This is a genomic window from Demequina iriomotensis, from assembly GCF_000971395.1.
Lineage (GTDB): Bacteria > Actinomycetota > Actinomycetes > Actinomycetales > Demequinaceae > Demequina > Demequina iriomotensis.
Genome location: NZ_BBME01000011.1, coordinates 323,366 through 345,097 on the forward strand (window position 1 = coordinate 323,366; position 21,732 = coordinate 345,097).

Annotated in this window: 19 protein-coding genes and 6 tRNA genes; 11 read left to right on the plus strand and 14 right to left on the minus strand. The window is 71.9% G+C overall.

What is annotated here, in order from left to right; translation table 11 throughout:
- Nucleotides 1-7: 7 nt before the first annotated feature.
- Nucleotides 8-1,870 (plus strand): 1-deoxy-D-xylulose-5-phosphate synthase, encoded by a 1,863-nt coding sequence (gene dxs, locus AOM09_RS06700; RefSeq protein WP_062385879.1) that lies wholly within the window; start codon nucleotides 8-10, stop codon nucleotides 1,868-1,870.
- Between the two features lie 220 nt (nucleotides 1,871-2,090).
- Here dxs and AOM09_RS06705 read toward each other — a convergent pair whose 3' ends face one another.
- Together AOM09_RS06705 and AOM09_RS06710 are read right to left on the minus strand one after the other, a co-directional pair.
- A complete protein-coding gene (locus AOM09_RS06705; RefSeq protein WP_062385880.1) occupies nucleotides 2,091-3,350 on the minus strand; it encodes an HRDC domain-containing protein in 1,260 nt (419 codons plus the stop codon).
- On the minus strand, nucleotides 3,347-3,901 hold the full coding sequence (locus tag AOM09_RS06710) for a DUF3000 domain-containing protein (protein WP_062385881.1): 555 nt from the start codon (nucleotides 3,899-3,901) through the stop codon (nucleotides 3,347-3,349). The genes AOM09_RS06705 and AOM09_RS06710 overlap by 4 nt, the downstream gene beginning before the upstream one ends.
- A 100-nt stretch (nucleotides 3,902-4,001) precedes the next feature.
- Between AOM09_RS06710 and gnd the strand changes: the two genes are divergently transcribed.
- The 3 genes from gnd to AOM09_RS06725 all read left to right on the plus strand — a co-directional run bounded on the left by gnd (nucleotide 4,002) and on the right by AOM09_RS06725 (nucleotide 6,789).
- Nucleotides 4,002-5,438, plus strand: a complete 1,437-nt coding sequence (gene gnd / locus AOM09_RS06715; protein ID WP_062385882.1) for an NADP-dependent phosphogluconate dehydrogenase — start codon at nucleotides 4,002-4,004, stop codon at nucleotides 5,436-5,438.
- A 70-nt stretch (nucleotides 5,439-5,508) separates the two neighbouring features.
- Complete coding sequence (zapE, locus tag AOM09_RS06720) at nucleotides 5,509-6,507, plus strand: cell division protein ZapE (protein WP_062385884.1); 999 nt, start codon at nucleotides 5,509-5,511, stop codon at nucleotides 6,505-6,507.
- A 99-nt stretch (nucleotides 6,508-6,606) separates the two neighbouring features.
- Nucleotides 6,607-6,789, plus strand: coding sequence for a hypothetical protein (locus AOM09_RS06725; protein WP_062385886.1), 183 nt, complete (start codon nucleotides 6,607-6,609; stop codon nucleotides 6,787-6,789).
- Between the two features lie 4 nt (nucleotides 6,790-6,793).
- Here the strand turns inward: AOM09_RS06725 and AOM09_RS06730 are convergent, their stop codons facing one another.
- Both AOM09_RS06730 and AOM09_RS06735 read right to left on the minus strand, forming a co-directional pair.
- Nucleotides 6,794-7,447, minus strand: coding sequence for an IMPACT family protein (locus AOM09_RS06730; RefSeq protein ID WP_062385888.1), 654 nt, complete (start codon nucleotides 7,445-7,447; stop codon nucleotides 6,794-6,796).
- A gap of 20 nt (nucleotides 7,448-7,467) precedes the next feature.
- Nucleotides 7,468-8,091 carry a tetratricopeptide repeat protein gene (locus AOM09_RS06735; protein WP_062385891.1) on the minus strand — a complete coding sequence of 208 codons (624 nt, stop codon included), beginning with the start codon at nucleotides 8,089-8,091 and terminating at the stop codon, nucleotides 7,468-7,470.
- A gap of 187 nt (nucleotides 8,092-8,278) precedes the next feature.
- Here AOM09_RS06735 and AOM09_RS06740 point away from each other — a divergent pair, with 187 nt between their 5' ends.
- Entirely contained in the window at nucleotides 8,279-9,334 is a 1,056-nt protein-coding gene (locus tag AOM09_RS06740; protein ID WP_062385893.1) for a phospholipase D-like domain-containing protein, read from the plus strand.
- Nucleotides 9,335-9,470: 136 nt separating this feature from the next.
- The gene (locus tag AOM09_RS06745) at nucleotides 9,471-10,832 is read left to right on the plus strand and encodes an HNH endonuclease signature motif containing protein (RefSeq protein WP_156162274.1); all 1,362 of its coding nucleotides are present in this window, start codon (nucleotides 9,471-9,473) and stop codon (nucleotides 10,830-10,832) included.
- Nucleotides 10,833-10,936: 104 nt separating this feature from the next.
- Here AOM09_RS06745 and treZ read toward each other — a convergent pair whose 3' ends face one another.
- The 3 genes from treZ to AOM09_RS06760 all read right to left on the minus strand — a co-directional run bounded on the left by treZ (nucleotide 10,937) and on the right by AOM09_RS06760 (nucleotide 15,792).
- A complete protein-coding gene (gene treZ, locus AOM09_RS06750; RefSeq protein ID WP_062385898.1) occupies nucleotides 10,937-12,700 on the minus strand; it encodes a malto-oligosyltrehalose trehalohydrolase in 1,764 nt (587 codons plus the stop codon).
- Nucleotides 12,697-15,147 carry a malto-oligosyltrehalose synthase gene (treY, locus tag AOM09_RS06755; protein ID WP_062385986.1) on the minus strand — a complete coding sequence of 817 codons (2,451 nt, stop codon included), beginning with the start codon at nucleotides 15,145-15,147 and terminating at the stop codon, nucleotides 12,697-12,699. The genes treZ and treY overlap by 4 nt, the downstream gene beginning before the upstream one ends.
- Nucleotides 15,148-15,297: 150 nt before the next feature.
- Complete coding sequence (locus AOM09_RS06760) at nucleotides 15,298-15,792, minus strand: organic hydroperoxide resistance protein (RefSeq protein WP_082098908.1); 495 nt, start codon at nucleotides 15,790-15,792, stop codon at nucleotides 15,298-15,300.
- Nucleotides 15,793-15,890: 98 nt separating this feature from the next.
- Here AOM09_RS06760 and AOM09_RS15160 point away from each other — a divergent pair, with 98 nt between their 5' ends.
- Nucleotides 15,891-16,481: a TetR/AcrR family transcriptional regulator gene (locus AOM09_RS15160; RefSeq protein ID WP_062385900.1), complete on the plus strand. Its 591-nt coding sequence runs from the start codon at nucleotides 15,891-15,893 to the stop codon at nucleotides 16,479-16,481.
- The gene (locus AOM09_RS15165; protein ID WP_062385903.1) at nucleotides 16,478-17,077 is read left to right on the plus strand and encodes a DUF1684 domain-containing protein; all 600 of its coding nucleotides are present in this window, start codon (nucleotides 16,478-16,480) and stop codon (nucleotides 17,075-17,077) included. Before AOM09_RS15160 ends, AOM09_RS15165 begins: the two co-directional genes overlap by 4 nt.
- On the opposite strand, the gene AOM09_RS06775 is transcribed toward AOM09_RS15165, so the two are convergent.
- From AOM09_RS06775 to AOM09_RS06800, 6 genes are all read right to left on the minus strand, one after another.
- Entirely contained in the window at nucleotides 17,074-17,574 is a 501-nt protein-coding gene (locus AOM09_RS06775) for a hypothetical protein (RefSeq protein ID WP_062385905.1), read from the minus strand. The genes AOM09_RS15165 and AOM09_RS06775 overlap by 4 nt on opposite strands.
- 100 nt (nucleotides 17,575-17,674) lie before the next feature.
- A tRNA-Val gene (locus AOM09_RS06780) sits at nucleotides 17,675-17,749 on the minus strand.
- Nucleotides 17,750-17,802: 53 nt separating this feature from the next.
- Nucleotides 17,803-17,878 (minus strand) — tRNA-Gly (locus tag AOM09_RS06785).
- A gap of 50 nt (nucleotides 17,879-17,928) precedes the next feature.
- Nucleotides 17,929-18,003, minus strand: a tRNA-Val gene (locus tag AOM09_RS06790).
- 1 nt (nucleotide 18,004) lies between these two features.
- A tRNA-Cys gene (locus AOM09_RS06795) sits at nucleotides 18,005-18,075 on the minus strand.
- Between the two features lie 32 nt (nucleotides 18,076-18,107).
- Nucleotides 18,108-18,180: transfer RNA gene (locus tag AOM09_RS06800), tRNA-Gly, on the minus strand.
- 153 nt (nucleotides 18,181-18,333) lie between these two features.
- On the opposite strand from AOM09_RS06800, the gene AOM09_RS06805 reads away from it, so the two are divergent.
- From AOM09_RS06805 to AOM09_RS06815, 3 genes are all read left to right on the plus strand, one after another.
- Entirely contained in the window at nucleotides 18,334-19,437 is a 1,104-nt protein-coding gene (locus AOM09_RS06805) for a chorismate-binding protein (protein WP_062385907.1), read from the plus strand.
- The gene (locus AOM09_RS06810; protein WP_062385910.1) at nucleotides 19,434-20,303 is read left to right on the plus strand and encodes an aminotransferase class IV; all 870 of its coding nucleotides are present in this window, start codon (nucleotides 19,434-19,436) and stop codon (nucleotides 20,301-20,303) included. Before AOM09_RS06805 ends, AOM09_RS06810 begins: the two co-directional genes overlap by 4 nt.
- A gap of 46 nt (nucleotides 20,304-20,349) precedes the next feature.
- A tRNA-Val gene (locus AOM09_RS06815) sits at nucleotides 20,350-20,424 on the plus strand.
- A 21-nt stretch (nucleotides 20,425-20,445) separates the two neighbouring features.
- On the opposite strand, the gene AOM09_RS06820 is transcribed toward AOM09_RS06815, so the two are convergent.
- A complete protein-coding gene (locus tag AOM09_RS06820) occupies nucleotides 20,446-21,732 on the minus strand; it encodes a site-specific integrase (RefSeq protein WP_082098909.1) in 1,287 nt (428 codons plus the stop codon).

The following is a 21,732-nucleotide window of genomic DNA, read 5'->3' on the forward strand; positions in this document are numbered from 1 at the left end:
GCAACGGGTGCTGGAGCGCATCGGGTCGCCGCGGGATCTCCGCGAGCTGACCTACGGGGAGCTGGAGGATCTCGCCGCGGAGATCCGCACGTTCCTGGTCGAGAACGTCTCGCGCACCGGCGGGCACCTCGGCCCGAACCTCGGCGTGGTCGAGCTCACCATCGGGCTGCATCGCGTGTTCCACTCGCCCCACGACTCGATCGTCTTCGACACCGGCCATCAGGCCTACGTCCACAAGCTGCTCACCGGTCGCCAGGACTTCGGTTCCCTGCGGAGGCGTGGTGGGCTCTCCGGCTATCCGGACCGCCAGGAGAGCGTCCACGACATCGTCGAGAACTCCCACGCCTCCACCGCGCTGTCCTGGGCCGCCGGCATCGCGCGCGGCCACACCCTGCGGGGCGAGACGGCCCGCACGACGGTCGCCGTCATCGGCGACGGCGCGCTCACCGGAGGCATGGCCTGGGAGGCGCTCAACTCGCTGGGCGCTTCGCGCGACCGCGTGGTGGTCATCATCAACGACAACGGCCGCTCCTATGCGCCCACCATCGGCGGCCTCGCGCGCAAGCTCGACGGGATCCGCACGGACCGCCGGTACGAGAGCTTCCTCGGCTGGGGCAAGCGCACCTTCGAGAACCGCGGGCGTTTCCGCAGCTTCACCTACAACACCGTGCAGCACGGCAAGCGCGCCCTCAAGGGCCTGCTCACCGAGGACGGCGTGTTCTCCGACCTCGGCCTCAAGTACATCGGGCCGATCGACGGTCACGATCAGCGCCAGGTCGAGCGTGCGCTCCGTCAGGCGCACGACTTCGGCCAGCCCGTCATCGTCCACATGCTCACGGAGAAGGGCCGCGGCTACACGCCCGCCGAGCAGGATGTCGCAGACCGGTTCCATGCCGTGGGCAAGATCCACCCCGAGACCGGGCTGCCGATCGAGCCCTCGCGCTTCGGGTGGACGTCGGTGTTCGCGGACGAGATCCTTCAGGTCGCGCAGGACCGTCCCGACGTGGTCGCGTTGACGGCGGCGATGCTCGGGCCGGTCGGGCTGCAGCCCTTCGCCGATGCGCATCCCGAGCGGGTGATCGACGTCGGCATCGCGGAGCAGCATGCCGTCACGAGCGCCGCGGGCCTCGCCTACGCCGGGCTCCACCCCGTGATCGCCGTTTACGCGACGTTCCTCAACCGCGCGTTCGACCAGGTGCTCATGGACGTCGCGCTGCATCGTGCGGGCGTCACGTTCATGCTCGACCGCGCCGGCATCACGGGTGACGACGGACCCAGCCACAACGGCATGTGGGACATGGCGCTGCTGCGGCACGTGCCCGGCCTACGTCTCGCCGCGCCGCGCGATGAGCCCACGTTGCGCCAGGCCTTCCGCGACGCGGTCGAGGTGGACGATGCGCCGACCGTGGTCCGCTACCCCAAGGGCGCCGTGGGCGAGGCGATCCCCGCCGTGCGCACCGTCGGCGAGCTGGAGATCCTCGGGGAGCATGGGGACGCGCCGCGCGTGGTGGTCGTGGGCCTCGGGTCGATGGCGGCGACCGCCGTGGACGCCGCGGACAAGATCGCCGCCGACGGGATCGACGCGGTCGCCGCGACCGCGACCTGGGTCCACCCGGTCCCCGAGGGGCTCGAGCAGCTCATCGCGGGCGCCGAGTTGGTGGTGACCGTCGAGGACGGGCTCACCGATGCGGGCATCGGTCAGGAGTGGGCGGCGTTCGCACGCCTTCAGGGCAGCACGGCGCAGTGGTCGCACCACGGCGTCCCGCGGGAGTTCCTCCAGCACGCGTCGCGCGCCCAGCTCATCGACGACCTCGGCCTGGACCCGAGCGCGATCGCGGACGCCGCGATCGGTCGGCTCGCGGGGGAGTAGGCCACACCGCCTCGCTCACGCACCCCCGCCTCGCTCACGCACCCCCGCCCGAATGGGGCGCTGGCGGTCGTTCCTGGGCTCGGGCTGCGCGCTATGGGGCACACGCGGTGCGCGTCCTCGGGCGGCGACGCTCAGCGCCCCATGGCGCGCACGCCACGCCCGAGACCGACCGTGGGCGCCCCATTTCGCGGTGGGTTGGGACGCGGGGCGCGCGGGAGGCTCAGACCTCCGTGGGCTGGGCCCCCGCCGCCTCGAACGCGGTCGCCAGCTCCGGCGCGACCAGGTCGATCTGCCACGCGCGCGCGCCGCGCCCCTCGAGGAACTGACGGATCCAGGCCTCGCCGCCGCCGGCGTACTCCCAGCAGGTGCGCCGCAGCGCGTCGGGCTGCAGGAGGTTCTCTGCCGGCACCTCATGGAGCTCGACGAGCGCGGTGATCCGCTCGCGTGCCGCTCCGAGGCGCGCGAACGCCTCGGGACGCTTGTCCTTCCAGACGCGCTGCTGCGGCGGGCCGTCGCCCGCCGGCGCGCGCCGGGACGGCAGCTCGCGGTCGCCGAGCGCCATCGCCTTCTCGACCGACGCGTACCACTGGGGAGCGCGGCGCTTGGTTCCCTTGGACTGGAACTCGCGCACGCCCAGGAGCGCGTCGAGCGACGCGGGCTTGGCCATCGCGGCGGCCACGATCGCCTGGTCCCGCAGCACGCGTCCCGGCGAGACGTCGCGGCGCCGTGCCTCCTTGTCCCGCGCCTCCCACAGCGCGCGCACGATCGCGAGCCCGCGCTGATCGCGCACCTGATGGGAGCCGGACGTCCGGCGCCACGGCTCCTCGCGCGGCTCCGGCGGGGGAGCGAGGCGCACCGCCTCGAACTCCTCCTCGGCCCAGGCCAGCTTGCCGGCGGCCTCGAGGTGGGCGCCCAGGCGCTCGCGCAGGTCGAGCAGCACCTCCACGTCGAGCGCCGCGTACACGAGCCAGTCGTGAGGAAGCGGGCGTGTGGACCAGTCCTGCGCCGAGTGCTCCTTCGCGAGCGCGAAGCCGAGCTCGCGCTCGACCACCGCGGCGAGACCCACGCGGGGCCAGCCCAGCAGGCGCGCCCCCAGCTCGGTGTCGAACACCTTCGCGGGCGTCATCCCGAGCTCGCGCATGCCCGGCAGGTCCTGGCTTGCGGCGTGGAACACCCATTCCGTGTCTCCGAGAGCCTCGCCGAAGCTCGACAGGTCCGGCAGCGCCGCGGTGTCGATGAGAGCGATCCCCGCGCCCGCGCGCTTGAACTGCGCAAGGTAGGTGCCCTGGCCGTAGCGGAATCCGGAGGCGCGCTCGGCGTCGGCGGCCACGGGACCGGTGCCGGCGGCGAACGTCTCGCACGCCGCGGCGAGCGCCTCGGGCGTGTCGATGATCGGGGGCACCCCGCCCTCGGGCTCGGTGAGGGGGATGGGGGTGGGCGCATCGTCCGCGAGGGACGATGCGGTGGTCGGCTCGGTCACAGGGTCCTTCCCGGCAGCGCACGCACCCCGTCCGGCGTCGGAGGGATGCCGGCGCATGCCGCCATGAGATCGGTCCACGCCGCGATGTGCGGGGCCAGATCGGTGGTGGTGGGCGTCCACGACGCCCGCAGCTCGATCGAGACCTCGCCTGGCCGGTCGGACAGCTCGCCGAACGACTCGGAGGTCACCTTGGTCACCGTACCGCCGCGCGCACGGTGCGGCGCGCCCGCGAGCGAGTCCGTGAGCCACGACCACGCGACCTCGCCCCAGAGCTCGTCCCTGCCGACCTCCGCATCGGCGACCGCCTTCACCAGGGCGACGATGCGCATCGTCCCGTCCCACGCGGGCTGGCCCGCGGGGTCGTGGAGGATGACGAAGCGGCCGGAGGCCTCGTAGTCGGCCATCTCGCCGCTGATGGCGGCGGCGTAGGGCGCGATGCGGTGGGGTGCGGGGACCTCCGTGAGGAGCACCAGCGGGTGCGTGGCGGCGTCGCGCAGCGACGTGATCGCCGCGCGGAAGTCCGCAGGCGCCGCGTCGAGGTCGTTGGCCATACTCGGAGCCTATGCCCGGCCCCGTCAGGCACGACGTACGCCACGCGCACCGCGAACGTCTAGGCTGGGGCGGGTATCCCCGGAACGAGAAGGATGGACGATGGCGCTCGCTCAGATCGGTGTGACCGGACTTGCGGTCATGGGCCGCAACCTGGCCCGCAACTTCGCACGCAACGGCTTCACGGTGGCGGTGCACAACCGCTCCGCGGAGAAGATGCACTCCCTGATCGCGGATCACGGTGACGAGGGCACGTTCATCGGCTCGGAGAGCCTCGAGGACTTCGTGGCGTCGCTGCAGAAGCCGCGCACCGTCGTCATCATGGTCCAGGCCGGCGGCCCGACGGACGCGGTGATCGACCAGCTCACGGGACTGCTTGAGCAGGGCGACATCATCGTCGACGCGGGCAACGCGCTCTACACCGACACGATGCGCCGCGAGAAGGACCTCGCCGCCAAGGGGCTGCACTTCGTCGGCTCCGGCGTCTCGGGCGGCGAGGAGGGCGCGCTGCTCGGCCCGTCGATCATGCCCGGCGGTCCCGCGGAGTCCTACGTCACGCTCGGCCCGATCCTCGAGAAGATCGCGGCGAAGGCGGAGGACGGCACGCCGTGCTGCGTCCACATCGGCCCCGACGGCGCCGGCCACTTCGTCAAGATGGTGCACAACGGCATTGAGTACGCCGACATGCAGCTCATCGGCGAGGCGTACGACCTGCTCCGCACCGGCCTGGACCTCGAGCCGGCCGAGATCGCCGACATCTTCGCCGAGTGGAACCAGGGCGACCTCGAGTCCTTCCTCATCGAGATCACCGCCGAGGTGCTCCGCCAGACCGACGCGAGCACCGGCAAGGCGCTCGTCGACGTGATCAAGGACGAGGCCGGGCAGAAGGGCACCGGTCGCTGGACCGTGAAGTCGGGCCTCGACCTGGGCGTCCCGCTCACGGGCATCGCCGAGGCGACGTTCGCCCGCGCGATCTCGTCGCAGGTGGCGCAGCGCGCCGCCGCGCGTGACGTGCTGACCGCGTCGACCGGCGACTTCCACATCAACAACCGCGAGGGCTTCATCGAGGACGTGCGCCTCGCGCTCTACGCCTCGAAGGTGGTCGCGTACGCGCAGGGCTTCGACCAGATCCGCGCCGCGTCGGAGGAGTTCGGCTGGGACATCACGCTGGGTGACATGGCGAAGATCTGGCGCGCGGGCTGCATCATCCGCGCGCGCTTCCTCGACCGCATCACGGACGCGTTCACGCGTGACCCGGAGCTGCCGACCCTGCTGGTCGACCCCTACTTCTCGGACGAGATCGCGGGCGGGGTCGGCGCATGGCGCCGCGTGGTCGCCCAGGCGGCGCTCACGGGCGTGCCCGCCCCGGCCTTCGCCTCGTCCCTCGCGTACTACGACTCGCTGCGTGCCGAGCGCCTGCCGGCGGCCCTGATCCAGGGCCAGCGCGACTTCTTCGGCGCGCACACCTACAAGCGCGTCGACCGCGACGGCACGTTCCACACGCTGTGGTCCGGCGACCGCACCGAGGTCGAGGCCTGATCCTCGGGATGACGATGCGGGGCGCGGCGGTGCACACCGGCGCGCCTCGCGCCGTCTCAGGGGAGACGCGGTGAGCATCGCGCTGATCGGGCGCCGCCCTGTGGTCGCGCCCGAGGACCTCATCGCGGGTCTCAAGCCGCCGCCTCACTTCGGGCGTGCGTCGTTCGAGACCTATCGACCTGACCCCGCGCATCCGTCGCAGGCGGCCGCGCTGGCCGCGGTGCGCGACTTCGCCGCGCCGCATCTGCGACGGCTGCGATCCAGGAGGGGGCCGGGCGTCGGGCTGTACCTCGATGGCGGCTTCGGCGTGGGCAAGACCCACCTACTGGCGTCCCTCGCGCATGCGCTGGGACCGTCGCGCGCGGTGTTCGGCACATTCGTGGAGTACACCAACCTGGTGGGCGCGCTGGGGTTCATCGCCGCGCGCGAGGCGCTGTCCGGCTTCGCGGTGGTGTGCATCGACGAGTTCGAGCTCGACGACCCGGGCGACACGCTCATCATGGCGCGGCTCATGCGCGAGCTCACGGACGCGGGCGTGTGCGTCGCCGCGACGTCGAACACGCTGCCCGATGCGCTGGGCGAGGGCCGCTTCGCCGCGGACGACTTCCAGCGCGAGATCCAGGCCGTCGCGCGCGTGTTCACGACGCAGCGCATCGACGGTCCCGACTATCGCCACCGGGGCGACCTGTCCTTCCCGCCGCCCGCGGCCGAGGCGCTCGTCGCCTCGGTGGCGGAGGCGCCGCGCGGAGCGCTCGCCGAATGGACCGCGCTGCTCGAGGACCTCACGCAGGTGCACCCGAGCCGTTACGGCGCCTACATCGACGGCGTGGCCGCGCTGGCGCTCACCGACGTCGCGCCGCTCGACGATCAGAACCAGGCGCTGCGCCTGGTGGCGCTCGTGGACCGGCTCTACGACCGCGATGCGGTGGTGGTCGCGTCCGGTGCCTCGCTCGATGCCGTGTTCTCTCCCGACATGCTGCGCGGCGGCTACCGGAAGAAGTACCTGCGCTGCCTGTCGCGCCTCGAGTCGATGGCGCATGCCGCGCTGGAGCACACGCGCCCGGTGTGAGCCCTGCGCCCCGGGCGGCGCGCATCGTCCCGTTGCGCGCGGCCGCGCGCCCTGATACTCAGGAGGCGGGTCCCCGATTGACCCGACAGGGGGTGTGGCATGGCGAGCAACAACGGTGCCGCCGCGGCAGGCGGCGGCGGGTACTTCCTCGCGATGGTCGGCTCGGCGGTGTGGTTCTGGCAGCAGGCCGACGGCTTCTGGGAGCACGTGGGCGCGCTGCTGCAGGCGCTGGTCTGGCCCGCGTTCCTCATCTACGACGTGTTCGAGTACCTCAACACATAGGAGCTCACAGCGGGATGTCGACCACCGACGTGGAGCCGCGCAGCGGTCGCACGGTGCCGGCGGTCGCCGCGGCGAGGTCGGCGTCGAACGCGTCGAGCCGTGCCGGCGGCACGTGCACGACGAGCCGCGCGTCCGTGCCGTACTCGGGCTCGCCCAGGGTGCCCTCGTGCGAGGCCACCCAGCCGTGGCAGAACGCGAGGACGCGCCCGGCATCGGCGTGCGGCACGTCGAGCGTGACGGCGGTGAGGCGCCTGCGTCGGACCTCGCGTGCGACGTCGAGCGTGTCCGCGACCGCGTGCGTGTAGGCGCGCACCAGCCCTCCCGTGCCCAGGAGCACCCCGCCGAACCATCGGCTCACGATGGCGACGACGTCCGTGACGTCGCGCCGGCGCAACACCTCGAGCATCGGCACGCCGGCGGTGCCGGCGGGTTCGCCGTCGTCGGTCGAGCGCTGGCGGTCGGCGTGGGTGCCCACGATCATCGCGACGCAGTGGTGCCGCGCGTCCCAGCGCTCCTTGCGGATGCGCGCGATGACCGCGTCCGCCTCCTCCATCGAGCCGACGGGGGCGAGGTGCGTGAGGAAGATCGACCTCTTGATCTCCAGCGTGTGCTCGACCGCCGCCGCGATGGTCGAGGGCAGATCCTGGTCGAGCGGCACCCTGGCAGGGTAGCGCCCCGTCAGGCCGCGAGGGCCTTGAGCCACTGCATCGTCGAGCGATCGGCGTCGATGCGGTGGAAGTCAGGGTGGAAGCTCAGCCGCTTCGCGCTCTCGGCCAGGTTGAGCGCCGTGGTGGCGGCCGTGCGTGCGGTCCTGTCGTCGCCGACGGCCTCCGCCGAGCGGATGAGCGCGACGTGCCAGCGGAACAGCAGCGTGTCGAGGGTGAGCGGGCGGCGTCGGCGCCAGGTCGACAGGAGCTCGACGGCGCGGTCCACGTCGCCCTCGCCGGCGCGCTCCAGGAGAAGCTCGGCGAGCGCGACCTCGACGCCGCCCGTGGTTCCCTCGCCCTCCGGGTACTCGGCGAGGAGCTCCTGGAAGCGGTAGATCGCGCCCTCACGGTCGCCGCGGCTCGCGGCGATCTGCGCGAGAGCCTCGTATGCGCCCGGGTGCGGGTCGGCGCCGGGGACGGTGACGGCACGCTCGAGCAGGGGCCGTGCATCGTCGCTCCGGCCGGTCATGTGAAGCCCGAGGCCCATGAGCCGGAGCGCCTCCTCGCGACCCGCGGGGTCGAGCGGGGCGAGGCGTCGCTCGAACACGGCACGTGTCGCATCGTCCCATGTGACGTGGATCACATCTGCGCTCATGAGTGCATCCTGACGGTGTTCGTGTCGGTGCGCCAGGGGAGCGGCGGCGTGTCGCTCCTGCTCGGTCGACGTGCCGGGGTGGTTTGGCGGGGTCTGGGCGAATGGTGGGATTCGAGCGCGGCTCCGGGACGATGCGCGGCGCGGCGCGCCTTCGTAGACTGGCGGGACAGCAGGAAAGTGTGGATCTGTGTCCAGTGCGCCGGCACCCGCACACGGCGAGCGCTCCGAGGGCCGCCGCGGGAGCCTTGCAGCGCCCCGGCTCCTCCGTGGCGACGAGTACGTCGCGGACGCGACCCGGCGGATCCACGACGCGAAGAGGCGCGTGCTGTTGACGACGTTGACCATCGCGCACGACCACCGCACCGACGATCTCATCGGAGCGCTGGTGGCCGCGGCGCGACGCGGCGTCGAGGTGTCCGTCGCCGCCGATGTCTTCTCCTACGCCGACGTCGCCGGCACGTTCCTTCCTACCGGCTACCGCACCAGCGCGTGGCGTGCCTCCGACAGCCTCGCGACGCGGCTCATGCGCGAGGGCGTGCGCTTCTCCTGGCTGGGCCGGGAGAAGGGGCTGCCGTGGCGGGGCCGGACGCACACCAAGTTCTGCGTGGTGGACGATGCGGTGTACGCGTTCGGCGGGGTGAACCTGGATCGCAAGGGCGTCGAGAACGCGGACTTCATGCTCCGCATCGCCGACGCGCGGCTCGCGGACGATCTCGAGACGGTCTACCACCAGATCCAGCACATGAACGCGCATGAGCGCGGCCACGAGTCGCTCGCATTCCGCTACGGCGCCGATCGGGTGCTGGTCGACGGCGGGGTCCCCGGCGATTCGATCATCTACCGCCGGGCGCTCGCGCTGGCGCGGCGGGCGGACCGGGTGATCCTCGTGTCGCAGTACTGCCCGACGGGTGAGCTGGGCAAGGTCATCGGCGCACGCGAGAACGAGCTGTGGTTCAACCCTCCGCGCAACGCCAGCCCCGCGAACCGTGTGCTGATCGCCTCGTCGATGCTGTGGACGGGCCATCGGTCGTTGTACACGCGCAGGCGCTACCTCCATGCGAAGGCGATCGTGTTCTTCCGCTCGGGCGACGCGCATGCGGCGATCACCGGGTCGCACAACTTCGTGGAGGGCGGCGTGCGACTCGGCACGCGCGAGATCGCGCTGGAGACCCGGCGGCCTGAGACCATCGCGCAGATCCTCGAGTTCCACGCGCGCGACGTCCGCGGCGTGGGAGCGGGCTGAGCGCACCGGCCCGCGCGCATCGGCCCCCGCGCCCGGGCGGGGCGTGGTCCACAGGCCCGGAAACCTGGTCGATATCCCCATCTGTCAGGGGTGATGTGCGGCCTCCACTGTCAGACCCCGCGTGTTGACTGGTCCCATGAGCTTCTCATTGGGCCGGATCGTGCAGGCGGTGAACGCGCTGCGCGCCTTCGAGTCGCGCGCGGTCGCGCGGCTGGCGGAGGCGGAGCTGGTGGCCGCTCACGATGCCGCCGGTCGGCTGCTGCGGTTGGTCGAGGTGGTGGTGTCGATCCTCGCGGCCGAGATCGCGCGCCGCAACGACGCAGCCCGGGAAAAAGGCGGCGGGCTGGCGCGCCGTCACGGGCACGGCAGCGCGAAGGGGATGGTTGCGAAGTCCACGGGCGGCACCGCGGGCGCCGCGCACGACCTCATCAACGCGGGCGGACTTCTCGGCGGCGACGGTGACGGGGAGGTCGACGACGGCGACGACGGCGCGGGCCGGGAGAAGGGCGGCGCGCCGCGCCGCCCGCGCTACCGTCACATCGCGACCGCCTACGAATGCGGCGACATCTCTGCCGCGGCCGCCGCGTTGTTGAGCCAGACGCTCGATCAGATCGAAGGCGGCGACGAGGACATCGAGCTGCGTCTCGTCGGCAAGGCCACGCGTCTGTCGTTGATGGATCTGCGCAAGGTGTGCGCACAGGTCACCGCGCTGTGGGACCAGGCGCAGACCGAGGAGCGCGACGTGCGTCAGCGCTCCGCGCGCTACCTGTCCCTGACCGAGGGAGCGGACGGCATGACCCGTGTGTCCGGCGTGCTCGATCCGGCCTCCGCGGCCGTGATCAAGACGTTCCTCGACGCCCAGGTGAAGGCCGCGTTCCAGCAGCGCCGCAAGCAGGGGTGGGGGAATGCCGAGCCCGGCGAGGCGGGTCGGATCCGCGTCGACGCGCTCGTGGCGCTGTCCCGCCACGCCATGCGGTGCGACCAGCCCGGCTCGGGCACCTCCACCGAGGTGGTGATCCGCCTCGACCTCGAGGCGCTCCGCACCGGCATCGGCATGGGTGGATGCGACGCGCTCGCCACACCGCTCACCGCGGGGACCATGCGCCGGATGGCCGTGGATGCCAGGATCCTGCCCGTCGTTCTCGGCAGCGGCTCGCAGCCCCTGGATGTGGGATACAGCCTGCGCTCGTTCACCCCCGCCCAGCGCACCGCCCTGGCGGAACGCGACGGCGGCTGCGCCTACTGCCATGCCCCGGTGGCCTGGTGCGACGCTCACCATATCGACTGGTGGCACGAGCACCTCGGCCCGACCAACCTGGCCAACGGCGTGCTGCTGTGCGTGTCGTGTCACCACCGCATCCACGACGACGGCTGGACCGTCCGTGCGACAGCGACCGAGGTCTGGTTCACCCCGCCGGCGGCCGTCGACCCTCGTCAGGTGCCCATCCAAGGTGGCAAGGCGGCACTCCACGTCGATGCCGCCGGTCCACCCAGATGACCCCGCCCAGGCGGCGCCACCCCGAGGGTGGGCGCCCTAGTGGGGCGTGCGCGCGCAGGGGTGGGCGTGCGGTGACGGGGGACGAGCTCGGGCGGTCTGGGTGCTCAGCCTTCCGCAGCGACCAACGCCACCGCGTCGGGCGCGAGCATGAGCGTCCCGCGCCCGCCATCCGCGCCGTCGATCGCGACGTTGCCGAAGACCCCGACCACCTCACCCGCGAGGGGCACCTCCATCGCGGAGTCGGAGAGGTTGGCGTGGACCTGCACCGGGCCCGACATGGTGAGGTGTCGCGGGGCGGCCTCGGACGCGCCGGCGGGATGAGCCGCCCACGCGCCGTCCTCGAGGGTGCGGCGCCGTGCCGTCATGAGGGCGGTGACCCACGCCTCGATCCGCTCGTTCGCGGCCGACGCGGCCGCCAGCCCCGACCCGAGCTTCGACCGCAGGAACGTCTGTCGATCCTGCGGGTCGGGGACGCGCACCTCGCCGCCGTAGAGGGCCTCCCACCCGTGCCCGGCGAACTCGTGCATCCGGCCCTCGGACACGGCGGAGCCGAGGGGCTCGTCATGGTCGGTGAAGAACATGAACGGCCTGGTCTCCCCGTACTCCTCGCCCATGAAGAGCATGGGTGTGAAGGGGGAGAGCAGCACCAGCGCGAGCGATGCCGCCTGAGCGCCGGGGGAGAGCCGCGAGGCCGGGCGGTCGCCGAGCGCGCGGTTCCCGACCTGATCGTGGTTCGAAGCGAAGACCACGAAGCGGCGCCGGTCCATGGACGCGGGCACGGGTGCACCCCACGGCTTGCCTCGGAACGTGGAGAGCCCGCCGTCGTGCACGAACACCGACCGGTACACCTTGTCCAACGCCTCGATCGAGCCGAAGTCGCAGTAGTACCCGTGCGTCTCGCCGGTGAGGTAGGCGTGGAGGGCATGGTGGACGTCGTCCGCCCACTGCGCCGTCATGCCCAGGCCGCCCTCGGCCGTGGGCGTCACCATCCTGGCGTCGTTGAGATCGGACTCCGCCACGAGCGAGAGCGGCCGCCCCAGCCGAGCGGACAGCGCGGCGGCGGCGTCCGACAGCTCGGCGAGGATGTGCCGCTCCGAGTCGTCGACGAGCGCGTGGACGGCGTCGAGACGCAGCGCGTCGAGGTGGAAGTCCTCGAACCACCGCAGGGCGTTGTCGACGATGAAGCCCCGCATCCCCGCCGCGCCCGCCTGGTCGAGGTTGACGGCCCATCCCCACGGCGTCTCGTGGGCGTCGGTGAAGTACGGCCCGAACTGCGCGAGGTAGTTCCCGTCCGGACCCAGGTGGTTGTAAACCACGTCGAGGCAGACGCCCAGGCCGATGCGGTGGGCCCGATCCACCAGCCGCTGGAGCGCCGCCGGCCCGCCGTACGCCTCATGCACCGCGTACAGCGCGACGCCGTCGTAGCCCCAGCCCCGGCCGCCCGGGAACGCGGCCACGGGCATCAGCTCGATCATCTCGACGCCTCGCGAGCGCAGGTCCCGGAGCTGGCGGTCGTCGATCGCGTCGAGCGTGCCGCGCGGCGTGAACGTGCCCACGTGGAGCTCGTAGGTGACCGCGCCGAGCGCGGAGCAGCCGGCCCACGCGCCGTCGCTCCATCGATACGCCGAGGCATCGAAGGTCCGCGACGGTCCATGCACGCCGGACGGCTGCCACGCGCTGCGAGGGTCCGGGAACGGGCCGGCGCCGTCCACCGCGAACGCGTAGTCGGTGCCGTCGGCGAGCGCCGGCCCCGCCCACCAGCCGTCGCCGGCGGGGTGCATGACGTCGACCACCGCCTCGTCGGCGGGGCCCACGAGCACCTCGACCCGGGACGCCTCGGGCGCCCACACGCGCACCGGCGCCGTCATGCCCGCTCCAGGAGCGCGACCGGGTGGTGGCGCAGCAGCTGCGCGAGCGGCACCGAGCCGCCGTCGAACACCTGGCGGCCGATGACGTCGCGCCACGTGCCTTCCGGCAGCTGCACCGAATGCTCGGCCCAGCCGCCCAGGTGCTCGAGCTCGAGCGCGGCACGCGTCGCCACGGTGATCGCGAGCGGCTCGTCGTCCGCCGTGCGCGCGAACACCACCGCGTGACCGGACGATGCGGGTAGCGGCACGTACCCGGCGTGGTCGCCGGTGAAGGCGGCGGGGTGGTCGCGGCGCGTCCGCAACGCCGCCGACGTGACGAGCATCTTCTCCTCGGCGAGGCCGCGGGGCCGGGTGTTGCGCAGCGCGCGCTTCAACATGTCGGCGCGCACGTCGAAGTCGACGGGACGTCGGTTGTCCGGGTCCACGAGGCTGGGCGCCACGGTCTCGGTGCCCTGGTAGACGTCGGGGACGCCGGGGATGGTGAGTTGGAGGAGTTTCTGGCTGAGGACGGCCGCGCGCACGCCGATCGCCGTGGCACGGTGCCAGCCGGCGAGCGCCTCCCGGACCTCCGGGTCGCCGTGGGTGGCCTGCGCGAACCACAGCACCTGCGACTCGTAGGCGTCGTTCACGGAGGTCCACGTCGTGTGCGACTTCGCCTCGCGCATCGCCTTGACCAGGTAGCCCTCGAGCCGGTCCCACTCCATGAACCCGTCCTCGTCGGACGTGCCGACCAGGGTCTGCCACCAGAGGTTCTCGGTGCGCCCGTCGAGCTCGGCCGGGCGCATCTCCGCCGTGATCGTCCGCAGCTCCTGGACCAGATCGTCCCACTGGTCGGCGGCCTCGGACAGCACGCCGAGCCGTGCCCGGACGTCCTCGGACCGCTTGGTGTCGTGCGTCGACAGGCACGTCATCGCGTGCGGGTAGATCTTCTGCTGCTCCTGCGCCCACGCATGGAAGGCGGCGGGCGGCATCGCGAACCGACCGGCAGGGGAGCCGACCTCGCACAGCGGCAGCAGGTGGGTCCAGCGGTAGTACGCGGTGTCCTCGACACCCTTGGCCATCACCGCCCCGCACGCCTGCTGGAAGCGCGTCACCAGCTCGCGCCGCTTCGCGTCGGTGGTCCGTCCGGCCGATCCGACCTCGGCGCCCTTGAGCAGGTCGACCACCACGTCGAGCGTCTCGTGCCTCTCGGGGTCGAGGAGTCGGCGCGCGCGCTCGGTGGCGTGGTCGATGGTGTCGAGCGAGCCCGGCCGCGGCGCCGTGTCCGCGACCACGTAGGCGCGGTACCGGTCGAACGTCACGAGCATCGTCCGCAGGCAGTCGTAGAGCGCGCGCCAGGTGTGGTCGCGCAGGCGCACGTCCGTGGTGCAGATGGTGTGCGCGATCGTCGCGAGCCGGTGCACCTCGCTCGACAGCGACTCCTTGACGATCTCGCGCTTCGCGGCGTCGATCAGCTCCGGCAGCTCGCCCATCGCATCTCCCGCGACGCGATGCAGCGTCCCCGCGAGCGGGGCCGCGCCCGAGGGGTCGCGCAGCAGCGCTCCCACCCGCCAGGACGCGTCGTAGCCCGTGGTGCCCGCGCATTTCCAGCTGGTGGGCAGCCGCTCCTCGTCCTCGAGGATCTTCTCGACGACGATCCATGCGCCGTCGGTCGCCTCCGACAGGCGCGCGATGTAGCCCTCGGGATCGGCGAGCCCGTCGGGGTGGTCGATGCGCAGGCCGTCGAGCGTGCCGTCCTTCACCAGCTCGACGATGCGCGCGTGGGTCGCGTCGAAGACGTCCTCGTCCTCGACGCGCACCGCGACGAGCGAGCCGACGTCGAAGAAGCGCCGGTAGTTGAGCTCCTCGTTGGCCACGCGCCAGTACGCGAGGCGGTAGTGCTGCTCCTCGACGAGCGAGGCGAGCGGCAGGTGCTCCGTGCCGGCGCGGATGGGGAACACATGGTCCCAGTAGCGCAGCACGGGCACCTCGCCGCGGTCCTCGTAGCCCGGCACGATCATGTGGTCGACGGCGAGCTCGCCCGCCGCGAGGATGGTGCCGATGCGCTGGCCGAGCACGGGCATGAGCACCGGCTCGCCGGACTCCCAGTCGACGTCGAACCAGTGCGAGAACAGCGACTCGTGGCCGTGCTCGAGCACGTCCCACAGCGCCCGGTTGTGGAACGCGGGGGTGGGGACCGCCATGTGGTTCGGCACCACATCCGCGACCAGCCCGATGCCTCGCTCGCCGGCCTTCCAGGACAGGTCGCGCAGGCCGTCCTCGCCGCCGAGCACCTCGGAGATGCGCGAGTGGTCGACGACGTCGTAGAAGTGGGTCGACCCGGGGGCGGCGGTGAGCACGGGAGAGAGGTAGAGGTGCGAGACGCCCAGATCGGCGAAGTAGTCGAGCCGCTCCGCCGCGTCCGCGAACGTGAAATCCGCGCTCAGCTGGAGCCGATAGGTGGACACGGGGACCGCCGCGTCGGCGCGGTGGCCCTGCCTCTTCCTGGTCCTCGTGCGTTCGTGCGTGCCGTCTGCCATTGAGAGAATCAGCCTCCTCGGGTCCGTCCATCATGTCAGACACGGCCCGAGGAGGCTGGTATTCCCTTGGCGCGCCCTTTACCCGGCGCTGACCGTGATCTCGACGGGGATGTTGCCGCGCGTCGCGTTCGAGTAGGGGCACATCTGCTCCGCCTTCTCGGCCACGCTCTCCGCAGTGGCCTGGTCGATGCCGGCCGTCGTGACGTGGAGGCGCACTCCCAGCCCGAAGCGGTTGAGCGCGATCGGGCCGATGCCGACGCGCGCGGTCACCTCGGAGGACTCGAGCTTCACCTTCATGAGCTTGGCCGCGCTCTGGAACGCGGAGTTGAAGCACGCCGCGAAGCCCGATGCGAACAGCTGCTCCGGGTTGGTCTTCTTGGGCTTGGTGATCGGGTTCGGCGTCACCAGCTCGAGGTCGAGCAGGCCGTCGCTCGTCGTGACGTGGCCGTTGCGGCCGTCGCCCGTCGCGGTCGCCTCGGCCGTGTAGAAGGCCGTGGGGCGCTTCGGCGCCTTGTCGTGGTGCGCGCCCTCCCCGGGCGTGATGTCGACTTCGGTGGTGGTGGGCTCGGTCATGTCGTCTCCTGGGTGTCGAGGTGTAGAGTTACTAGTACGTCTACATCAGGGTACAACGGGATGCGGCATGATCGATTCCCGAGGACGGGAGGGCGCTGATGACCACCACGACGACCGACGGCGCGCGTGCGACCCGCGGTCCCGCGGTCCGCGAGGCCATCGTCGACGCCGCCGCGGCGCTGTTCGCGGAGCACGGCATCCGGGCGGTCAGCGCCGACCGCATCCTCGGCGAGGCGGGATTCTCGAAGGTGACCTTCTACCGGCACTTCCCGTCGAAGGACGATGTGGTGGTGGCCTATCTCCAGCGCGAGCTCGCGTACGTGCGCGAGCTCGTCGCGCGCGCGAGCGGCGCCGCCCTCACCGTGGACCAGATCGCCGTCGCCCTCACGGACGAGATGTGCCGGCCTCACTTCCGCGGCTGCCCCTTCATCAACGCCGCGGCGGAGTACCCCGAGGCCGGCCACCCCGTCCGCGCGGTGGTCAGCGAGTTCCGCGTCCTCATGACCGGCGCGATCGAGGCCTGGCTGCGCGAGGCGGGGCTCGATGCCGATGCCGCCGCGTCCGCCGCGACCCAGGTGATGATGCTCCGCGACGGCGCGCTGGTGGCCGGGTACCTCGACCAGGATCCCGACCGCGTCGCGGAGGGGCTCGCGGGTGCGATCCGCGCGATCGTGGGCCCCCGCCCGTGATCACCGCGTGGGAGGTGCGGGACTGGCGCGAGCGCGTCGCGAACCTCTATGCCCGCGTGCGCGCCGAGGCGGACCCTGCCGCGGCGCATCGTGCCTGGTCGGACGGTCGTGCGGCGCTGCTTCGTGAGCATCCCGCGAGCCCTGTCCCCGGCGCCGCCCGCGCATCGTTCACCCCGGACGTGGCCCCGTACGACCCGGCGCTGAGGTTCGTGGTGCCGGTCCTGGCCGCGGAGCCCGAGCGGCGCGAGGTGCCCACGGCGAGCGACGGCGTGGTGCCGTTCTCCCGCATCGGTCGCGTGGCGCTGCCGGGCCTGGGCGGGCTCGACGTGTGGTGGCTCGAGTCCTACGGAGGCGGGGTGGTCCTCCCCCTGCGCGACCCCTCGCCGCTCACGTACGGCGGCGGGCGCTACGTGCTGGACACGGTCAAGGGCGCGGACCTGGGGGGCACCCGCGAGGCGCTCGTGGTCGACCTCAACTTCGCGTACCAGCCCTCGTGCGCGTACTCGTCCGACTGGGTGTGCCCCCTGCCAGGGCCCGGCAACACGCTCGAGGCGCCCGTCGCGGCGGGGGAGCGGTACCGCCCGATCGACGCCTAGCCTGCGGCGTCCGCGTCCGACATCCGCAGCAGCTCGATGACCGCCTTCGGGTGGTACGCCGACAGGCGGTCCGCGGCCAGGTCCATGGTCGCGCCGGACGCCGTGTCCGTGAGCGTGAGCGCAATATCGGTCACGCGGCCCTTCACCGCGACCTCCAGCTGCTCGCGCGCGAACGTGCCCATGAGGTAGGCCTGCTCGGGGTGCGCCGCGAAGAAGCCGTGCGGCAGGCCCAGCACGTGCAGCCGCGTGGGCGTCACGGCGAGGCAGACATGGGGCGGCAGGTGGGCGCGCTCCGCCGCGAGGTCCGCGCCCAGGTCGGCGCCCGCCTCGGCCGTCTCCGGCCGGCCGTCCGCGTCGACGGCGACGCGATGATCGGCGCGGTCGTTCCAGATCGGGTCGTCGAGCGCGGACTCCGGCATGAACTCCGCGACGTGGGTGATCTCCGGGTCCTGCGTGGCGGTCCGGGCCGCCTCGCGGAGCCGCTCCTCGCGTGACATCGTCGCCTCCTCCGGGCGCCGGGCCGCGGCGCCCTCCCTCCACCGTACGCGGCTCGCGGAGACGACGATGGCCCCCGGGGATCCCCGGGGGCCATCGATGTGGTGGGCGATACTGGGATCGAACCAGTGACCTCTTCCGTGTCAGGGAAGCGCGCTACCGCTGCGCCAATCGCCCGTCTCTCCAGACGGAGCAATCGCCGGCTTCCCCTGGGGGAGACCGGCGATCCTTGGAGCGGACGACGGGACTCGAACCCGCGACCCTCACCTTGGCAAGGTGATGCTCTACCAACTGAGCCACGTCCGCGTTGCCGGGGCAGAAGCCTCGGACTTCATGAGGATCCCGAAGGAACCTCGTGGTGGGCGATACTGGGATCGAACCAGTGACCTCTTCCGTGTCAGGGAAGCGCGCTACCGCTGCGCCAATCGCCCGAGGTGGAGATGGGATTCGAACCCACGTATACGGCTTTGCAGGCCGCTGCCTCGCCTCTCGGCCACTCCACCGTAGTGCCGTAACCTAGGGCTACGACGCTCCGAGCGGACGACGGGACTCGAACCCGCGACCCTCACCTTGGCAAGGTGATGCTCTACCAACTGAGCCACGTCCGCACGTCTGGGCTGTTGCCCTGACGAGAGATAGACCTTAGCGGATGACGGGCGACGAAACCAAATCGGCCGGCGGTTCCGCGTGTCGGGCGGCGGACGCCGAACGGGGTCCGAACGGGGCGTGAACGGGCGCGCCGCGCCGCTAGCGTTGTCGTCATGAGGTGGGAGGACGATCCGCGACGCGACGGCAGCGCCGCGTTCCGCGGCGTGCGGGCGTGGGAGCCGGTCGAGCACATCGATCTCGCCCGCGACGGCGCCCGGGTCACCTCCGGCGGGTTCTGGGTGGTGGTCGCCACCTTCGAGGGGCGCATGGACGCGTGGCGCATGGCGCGCGTGGAGCGGGACGATGCGCGACCCGAGCAGGCGCCGGCGCCCGCACGGGAGTGGGCCGGGCCGGACGCATCGTCCTGGCGCACGTCGCTCGACGAGGCCGGCTATCGCGCCGGCGTCGAGCGGATCCGCGACGACATCCGCGAGGGCGAGGTCTACCAGGTCAACCTGTGCCGGATGCTCGAGGCGCCCCTGCCCGCGCCCGAGCCGGGCCCGGACGCGGTCGCCCTCGCGCATCGTCTCGCGACGGGCAACCCCGCGCGCTTCGCCTCGCGCATCGTGATCCCACGCACCGAGGCCTGGCAGGGCGCGTGGGTGGTCTCCGCGTCGCCCGAGCTCTACCTGGGCATCGACGGGGATCGCGTGACATCGAGCCCGATCAAGGGCACGGCGGCGCCGGGGGAGTCGATGCTGCCCAAGGACGAGGCCGAGAACGTCATGATCACCGACCTCATCCGCAACGACGTCTCGCACGTCGCGGCGCCTGGCTCGGTGACGGTCCCCGAGTTCCTGGGCCTGCATGCGCTTCCCGGGCTGGTGCACCTGCAGTCGACCGTGGCCGCGACCCTGGCCCCCGCCTTCGCCTGGACGCCCGCGCTCTGGCCCGCGCTGCTCGACGGGACGTTCCCGCCCGGATCGGTGAGCGGGGCGCCCAAGTCCTCGGCGCTGCGGATCATCGAGCGCGAGGAGGCCGGGCCGCGCGGCGCCTACTGCGGCGGCATCGGCTGGATCGACGCCGACCGCCGCGAGGCCGAGCTCGCGGTCGGCATCCGTACCTTCGAATGGGTTCCTGATCAGGGAGGACGCCTCCGCTTCGGCACCGGGGCGGGCATTACATGGGGGTCTGACCCATATGGGGAGTGGGCCGAGACGGAACTCAAGGCGCGACGCTTGATAGGGCTCGCGTCGACCCCCAGAATGGGCGCATGACAACGCTGGTGTGGGCTGGGGGGCTCCTGCGCGCCGAGGGTGAACCGGTGATCGCGGCGGGGGACCACGGGTGGACCGTCGGGGACGGCGTCTTCGAGACGCTCGAGATCGTGGGCGGCCGGGCGTTCGGGCTGCGGCGCCATCTCAAGCGGCTCGCGTACTCCGCGGCCCGGATGGGAATGGCGGAGATCGACCAGGAGGTGGTCCGCGAGGCCGTGGGCGAGGTGCTCGCCGCGGGCAGCGGGCTGCGCCGCCTGCGGATCACCGTCTCGAGCGGTCCGGGACCGGCGCCGCTCGCACGCGGAGGCGGGCCGCACACCATCGTGGTGACGGCCGACGACGCGGCGCCCGCGCCCTCGTGCCACGCCGTGCGGGTGCCGTGGCGTCGCAACGAGCGCTCGGCGCTCGCGGGGGTCAAAAGCACGTCGTACGCGGAGAACGTGGTCATCATGGAGTTCGCGCGCTCGCGCGGGGCCGACGAGGCCGTCCTCGCCAACACCCACGGGCACCTGTGCGAGGGCGCCGCGTCGAACATCGTCATCGAGCGGGCCGGTGAGATCGTCACGCCGCCCCTCGCCTCGGGGTGCCTGCCCGGGATCGTGCGCGGGCTCGCCCTCGAGTGGGGCGCCGAGGCGGGCCTCCCGGTGCGCGTCGCGGCTCCCGGCGAGCTCGAGCTGGGCGTGCTCGACGAGGTGGTGGCCGGGGACGCGTTCGCGGCCGTGACCTCCTCGACGCGGCGCATCCAGCCGCTCGCCTCGCTCGACAAGACGCCCCTCGAGCACGGCCCGCTCCTCGCGCAGCTGCGGTCGGTGTTCGAGGAGCGCGCCGCGCTGGATCACGACCCTGCACCGAGGCACTCCAAATAGCCGCTATAGTTGTCTCCGCACCGCGCTGCGGGGCACAGCTTGACAAGGGCGATTGGCGCAGGGGTAGCGCGCTTCCTTCACACGGAAGAGGTCACTGGTTCGATCCCAGTATCGCCCACCAGGAAAAGCCCTGGTATTCCTTCTAACGAAGGGATGCCGGGGCTTTCGTCATATCTGACGGACCCCCAGGGTTGTGCACTCGTTGTGCAGCTCGGGCTTCTCGAATCAGCGCCGACGCCTTGCTCGCCGCTTCGCGGCCAACGCCGGGCAGCAGGTGCCCGTAGATATCAGCGGTGATGCTGATGTTCGCGTGCCCGAGACGCTTCGAGATCACGACGATGTCGACGCCCTGAGCGATGAGCAGCGCTGCGTGCTGGTGCCGCAGCCCGTGGAAGCGCATCTTCGGGAGCCCTGCCTGCGCGCGGAGCTTGTCGAACAGCTTGGACACGTACTCGGGGATGAGCGGCTGTCCGAGCTCGTTCGTGAACACGAAGTCCGAGCCGTCCCAGGAATCGCCAGCAGAGCTACGCTCCGCGTCCTGGCGCACCTTCCATGCGAGCACGGTGCCGACAGCGTCGTCGTCGAGCTCGATCACACGGTTGCCGCTATCCGTCTTCGGCTGTGACGCGGACGCCTTGCCGTCGACCATCACGCGTGTGCTGCGAATCGTGAGCTCGCGGCGCGTCAGGTCGACGTCGCCCCAACGCAGGCCCACGACCTCGCCACGCCGCATCCCCGTGCCGACAGTGAGCTCGTACAGAGCCCCGAGTCGGTGACGAGCTGCGACATCGAGCAGATCAACGACCTGAGCTGCGGACAGGGGCACGAACTTCCCCCGTGTGTGGCTCGGAAGCTTCACCTTGCCTGCCGGGTTTGCAGCGATGAGCTCGTCCGCGACCGCCGATTCGAGCGCCAGGTGCAACACCTGGTGGATGCCGTCGATGGTGGGCGCTCCGCGTTCGAGTCCGAGCAGGTATGCCTTGACGTGGCTGCGTCGGATGTCGGAGAGCTTCATCCCTCCGAGCGGAGACGGCTTCAGGTCCTTCTCGATGTACCCCCGGTAGCGGGAGATCGTCGAGGGGCGCAGTCCCTTGCCGGTCCGAGCGTGCTCGGGCAGCCAAGCGTCGAGGTGCTTCGCGAGCGTGAGCTTCGTGGGCTCCGTGAAGGTGCCCGTGTCGTGCTCCCGCTTCGCGGCTGCATAGGCGCTCTGAGCCTCGCGCTTCGTGGCGAAGTTGCTCTGGCGCACCTGCAGGCGCTTCCCGTTGTGGTCGAAGCCCCGCGAGAGCGCGAAGCCCCACTTGCCGTGCTTCGGGTCGCTCAGCAAGCGCGGACAGGCCCGTTCGCGCTGCTTGTCCGTGGGTCTGTCGGGCAGCTGCCCGTAACGCCTGCCGCTCTCGCTAGAGCAGGCGCATCGGCGATAGATCGCCAT

Coding starts and splice junctions, on each gene's coding strand:
- AOM09_RS06810 (WP_062385910.1), top strand. CDS start 19,434: ATGACAACGCTGGTGTGGGCTGGGGGGCTCCTGCGCGCCGAGGGTGAA.
- AOM09_RS15160 (WP_062385900.1), top strand. CDS start 15,891: ATGACCACCACGACGACCGACGGCGCGCGTGCGACCCGCGGTCCCGCG.
- AOM09_RS06710 (WP_062385881.1), bottom strand. CDS start 3,901: ATGGCCAACGACCTCGACGCGGCGCCTGCGGACTTCCGCGCGGCGATC.
- gnd (WP_062385882.1), top strand. CDS start 4,002: ATGGCGCTCGCTCAGATCGGTGTGACCGGACTTGCGGTCATGGGCCGC.
- AOM09_RS06820 (WP_082098909.1), bottom strand. CDS start 21,732: ATGGCGATCTATCGCCGATGCGCCTGCTCTAGCGAGAGCGGCAGGCGT.
- AOM09_RS06745 (WP_156162274.1), top strand. CDS start 9,471: ATGAGCTTCTCATTGGGCCGGATCGTGCAGGCGGTGAACGCGCTGCGC.
- AOM09_RS06725 (WP_062385886.1), top strand. CDS start 6,607: ATGGCGAGCAACAACGGTGCCGCCGCGGCAGGCGGCGGCGGGTACTTC.
- AOM09_RS06775 (WP_062385905.1), bottom strand. CDS start 17,574: ATGTCACGCGAGGAGCGGCTCCGCGAGGCGGCCCGGACCGCCACGCAG.
- treZ (WP_062385898.1), bottom strand. CDS start 12,700: ATGACGGCGCCGGTGCGCGTGTGGGCGCCCGAGGCGTCCCGGGTCGAG.
- AOM09_RS06760 (WP_082098908.1), bottom strand. CDS start 15,792: ATGACCGAGCCCACCACCACCGAAGTCGACATCACGCCCGGGGAGGGC.
- AOM09_RS06805 (WP_062385907.1), top strand. CDS start 18,334: ATGAGGTGGGAGGACGATCCGCGACGCGACGGCAGCGCCGCGTTCCGC.
- AOM09_RS06735 (WP_062385891.1), bottom strand. CDS start 8,091: ATGAGCGCAGATGTGATCCACGTCACATGGGACGATGCGACACGTGCC.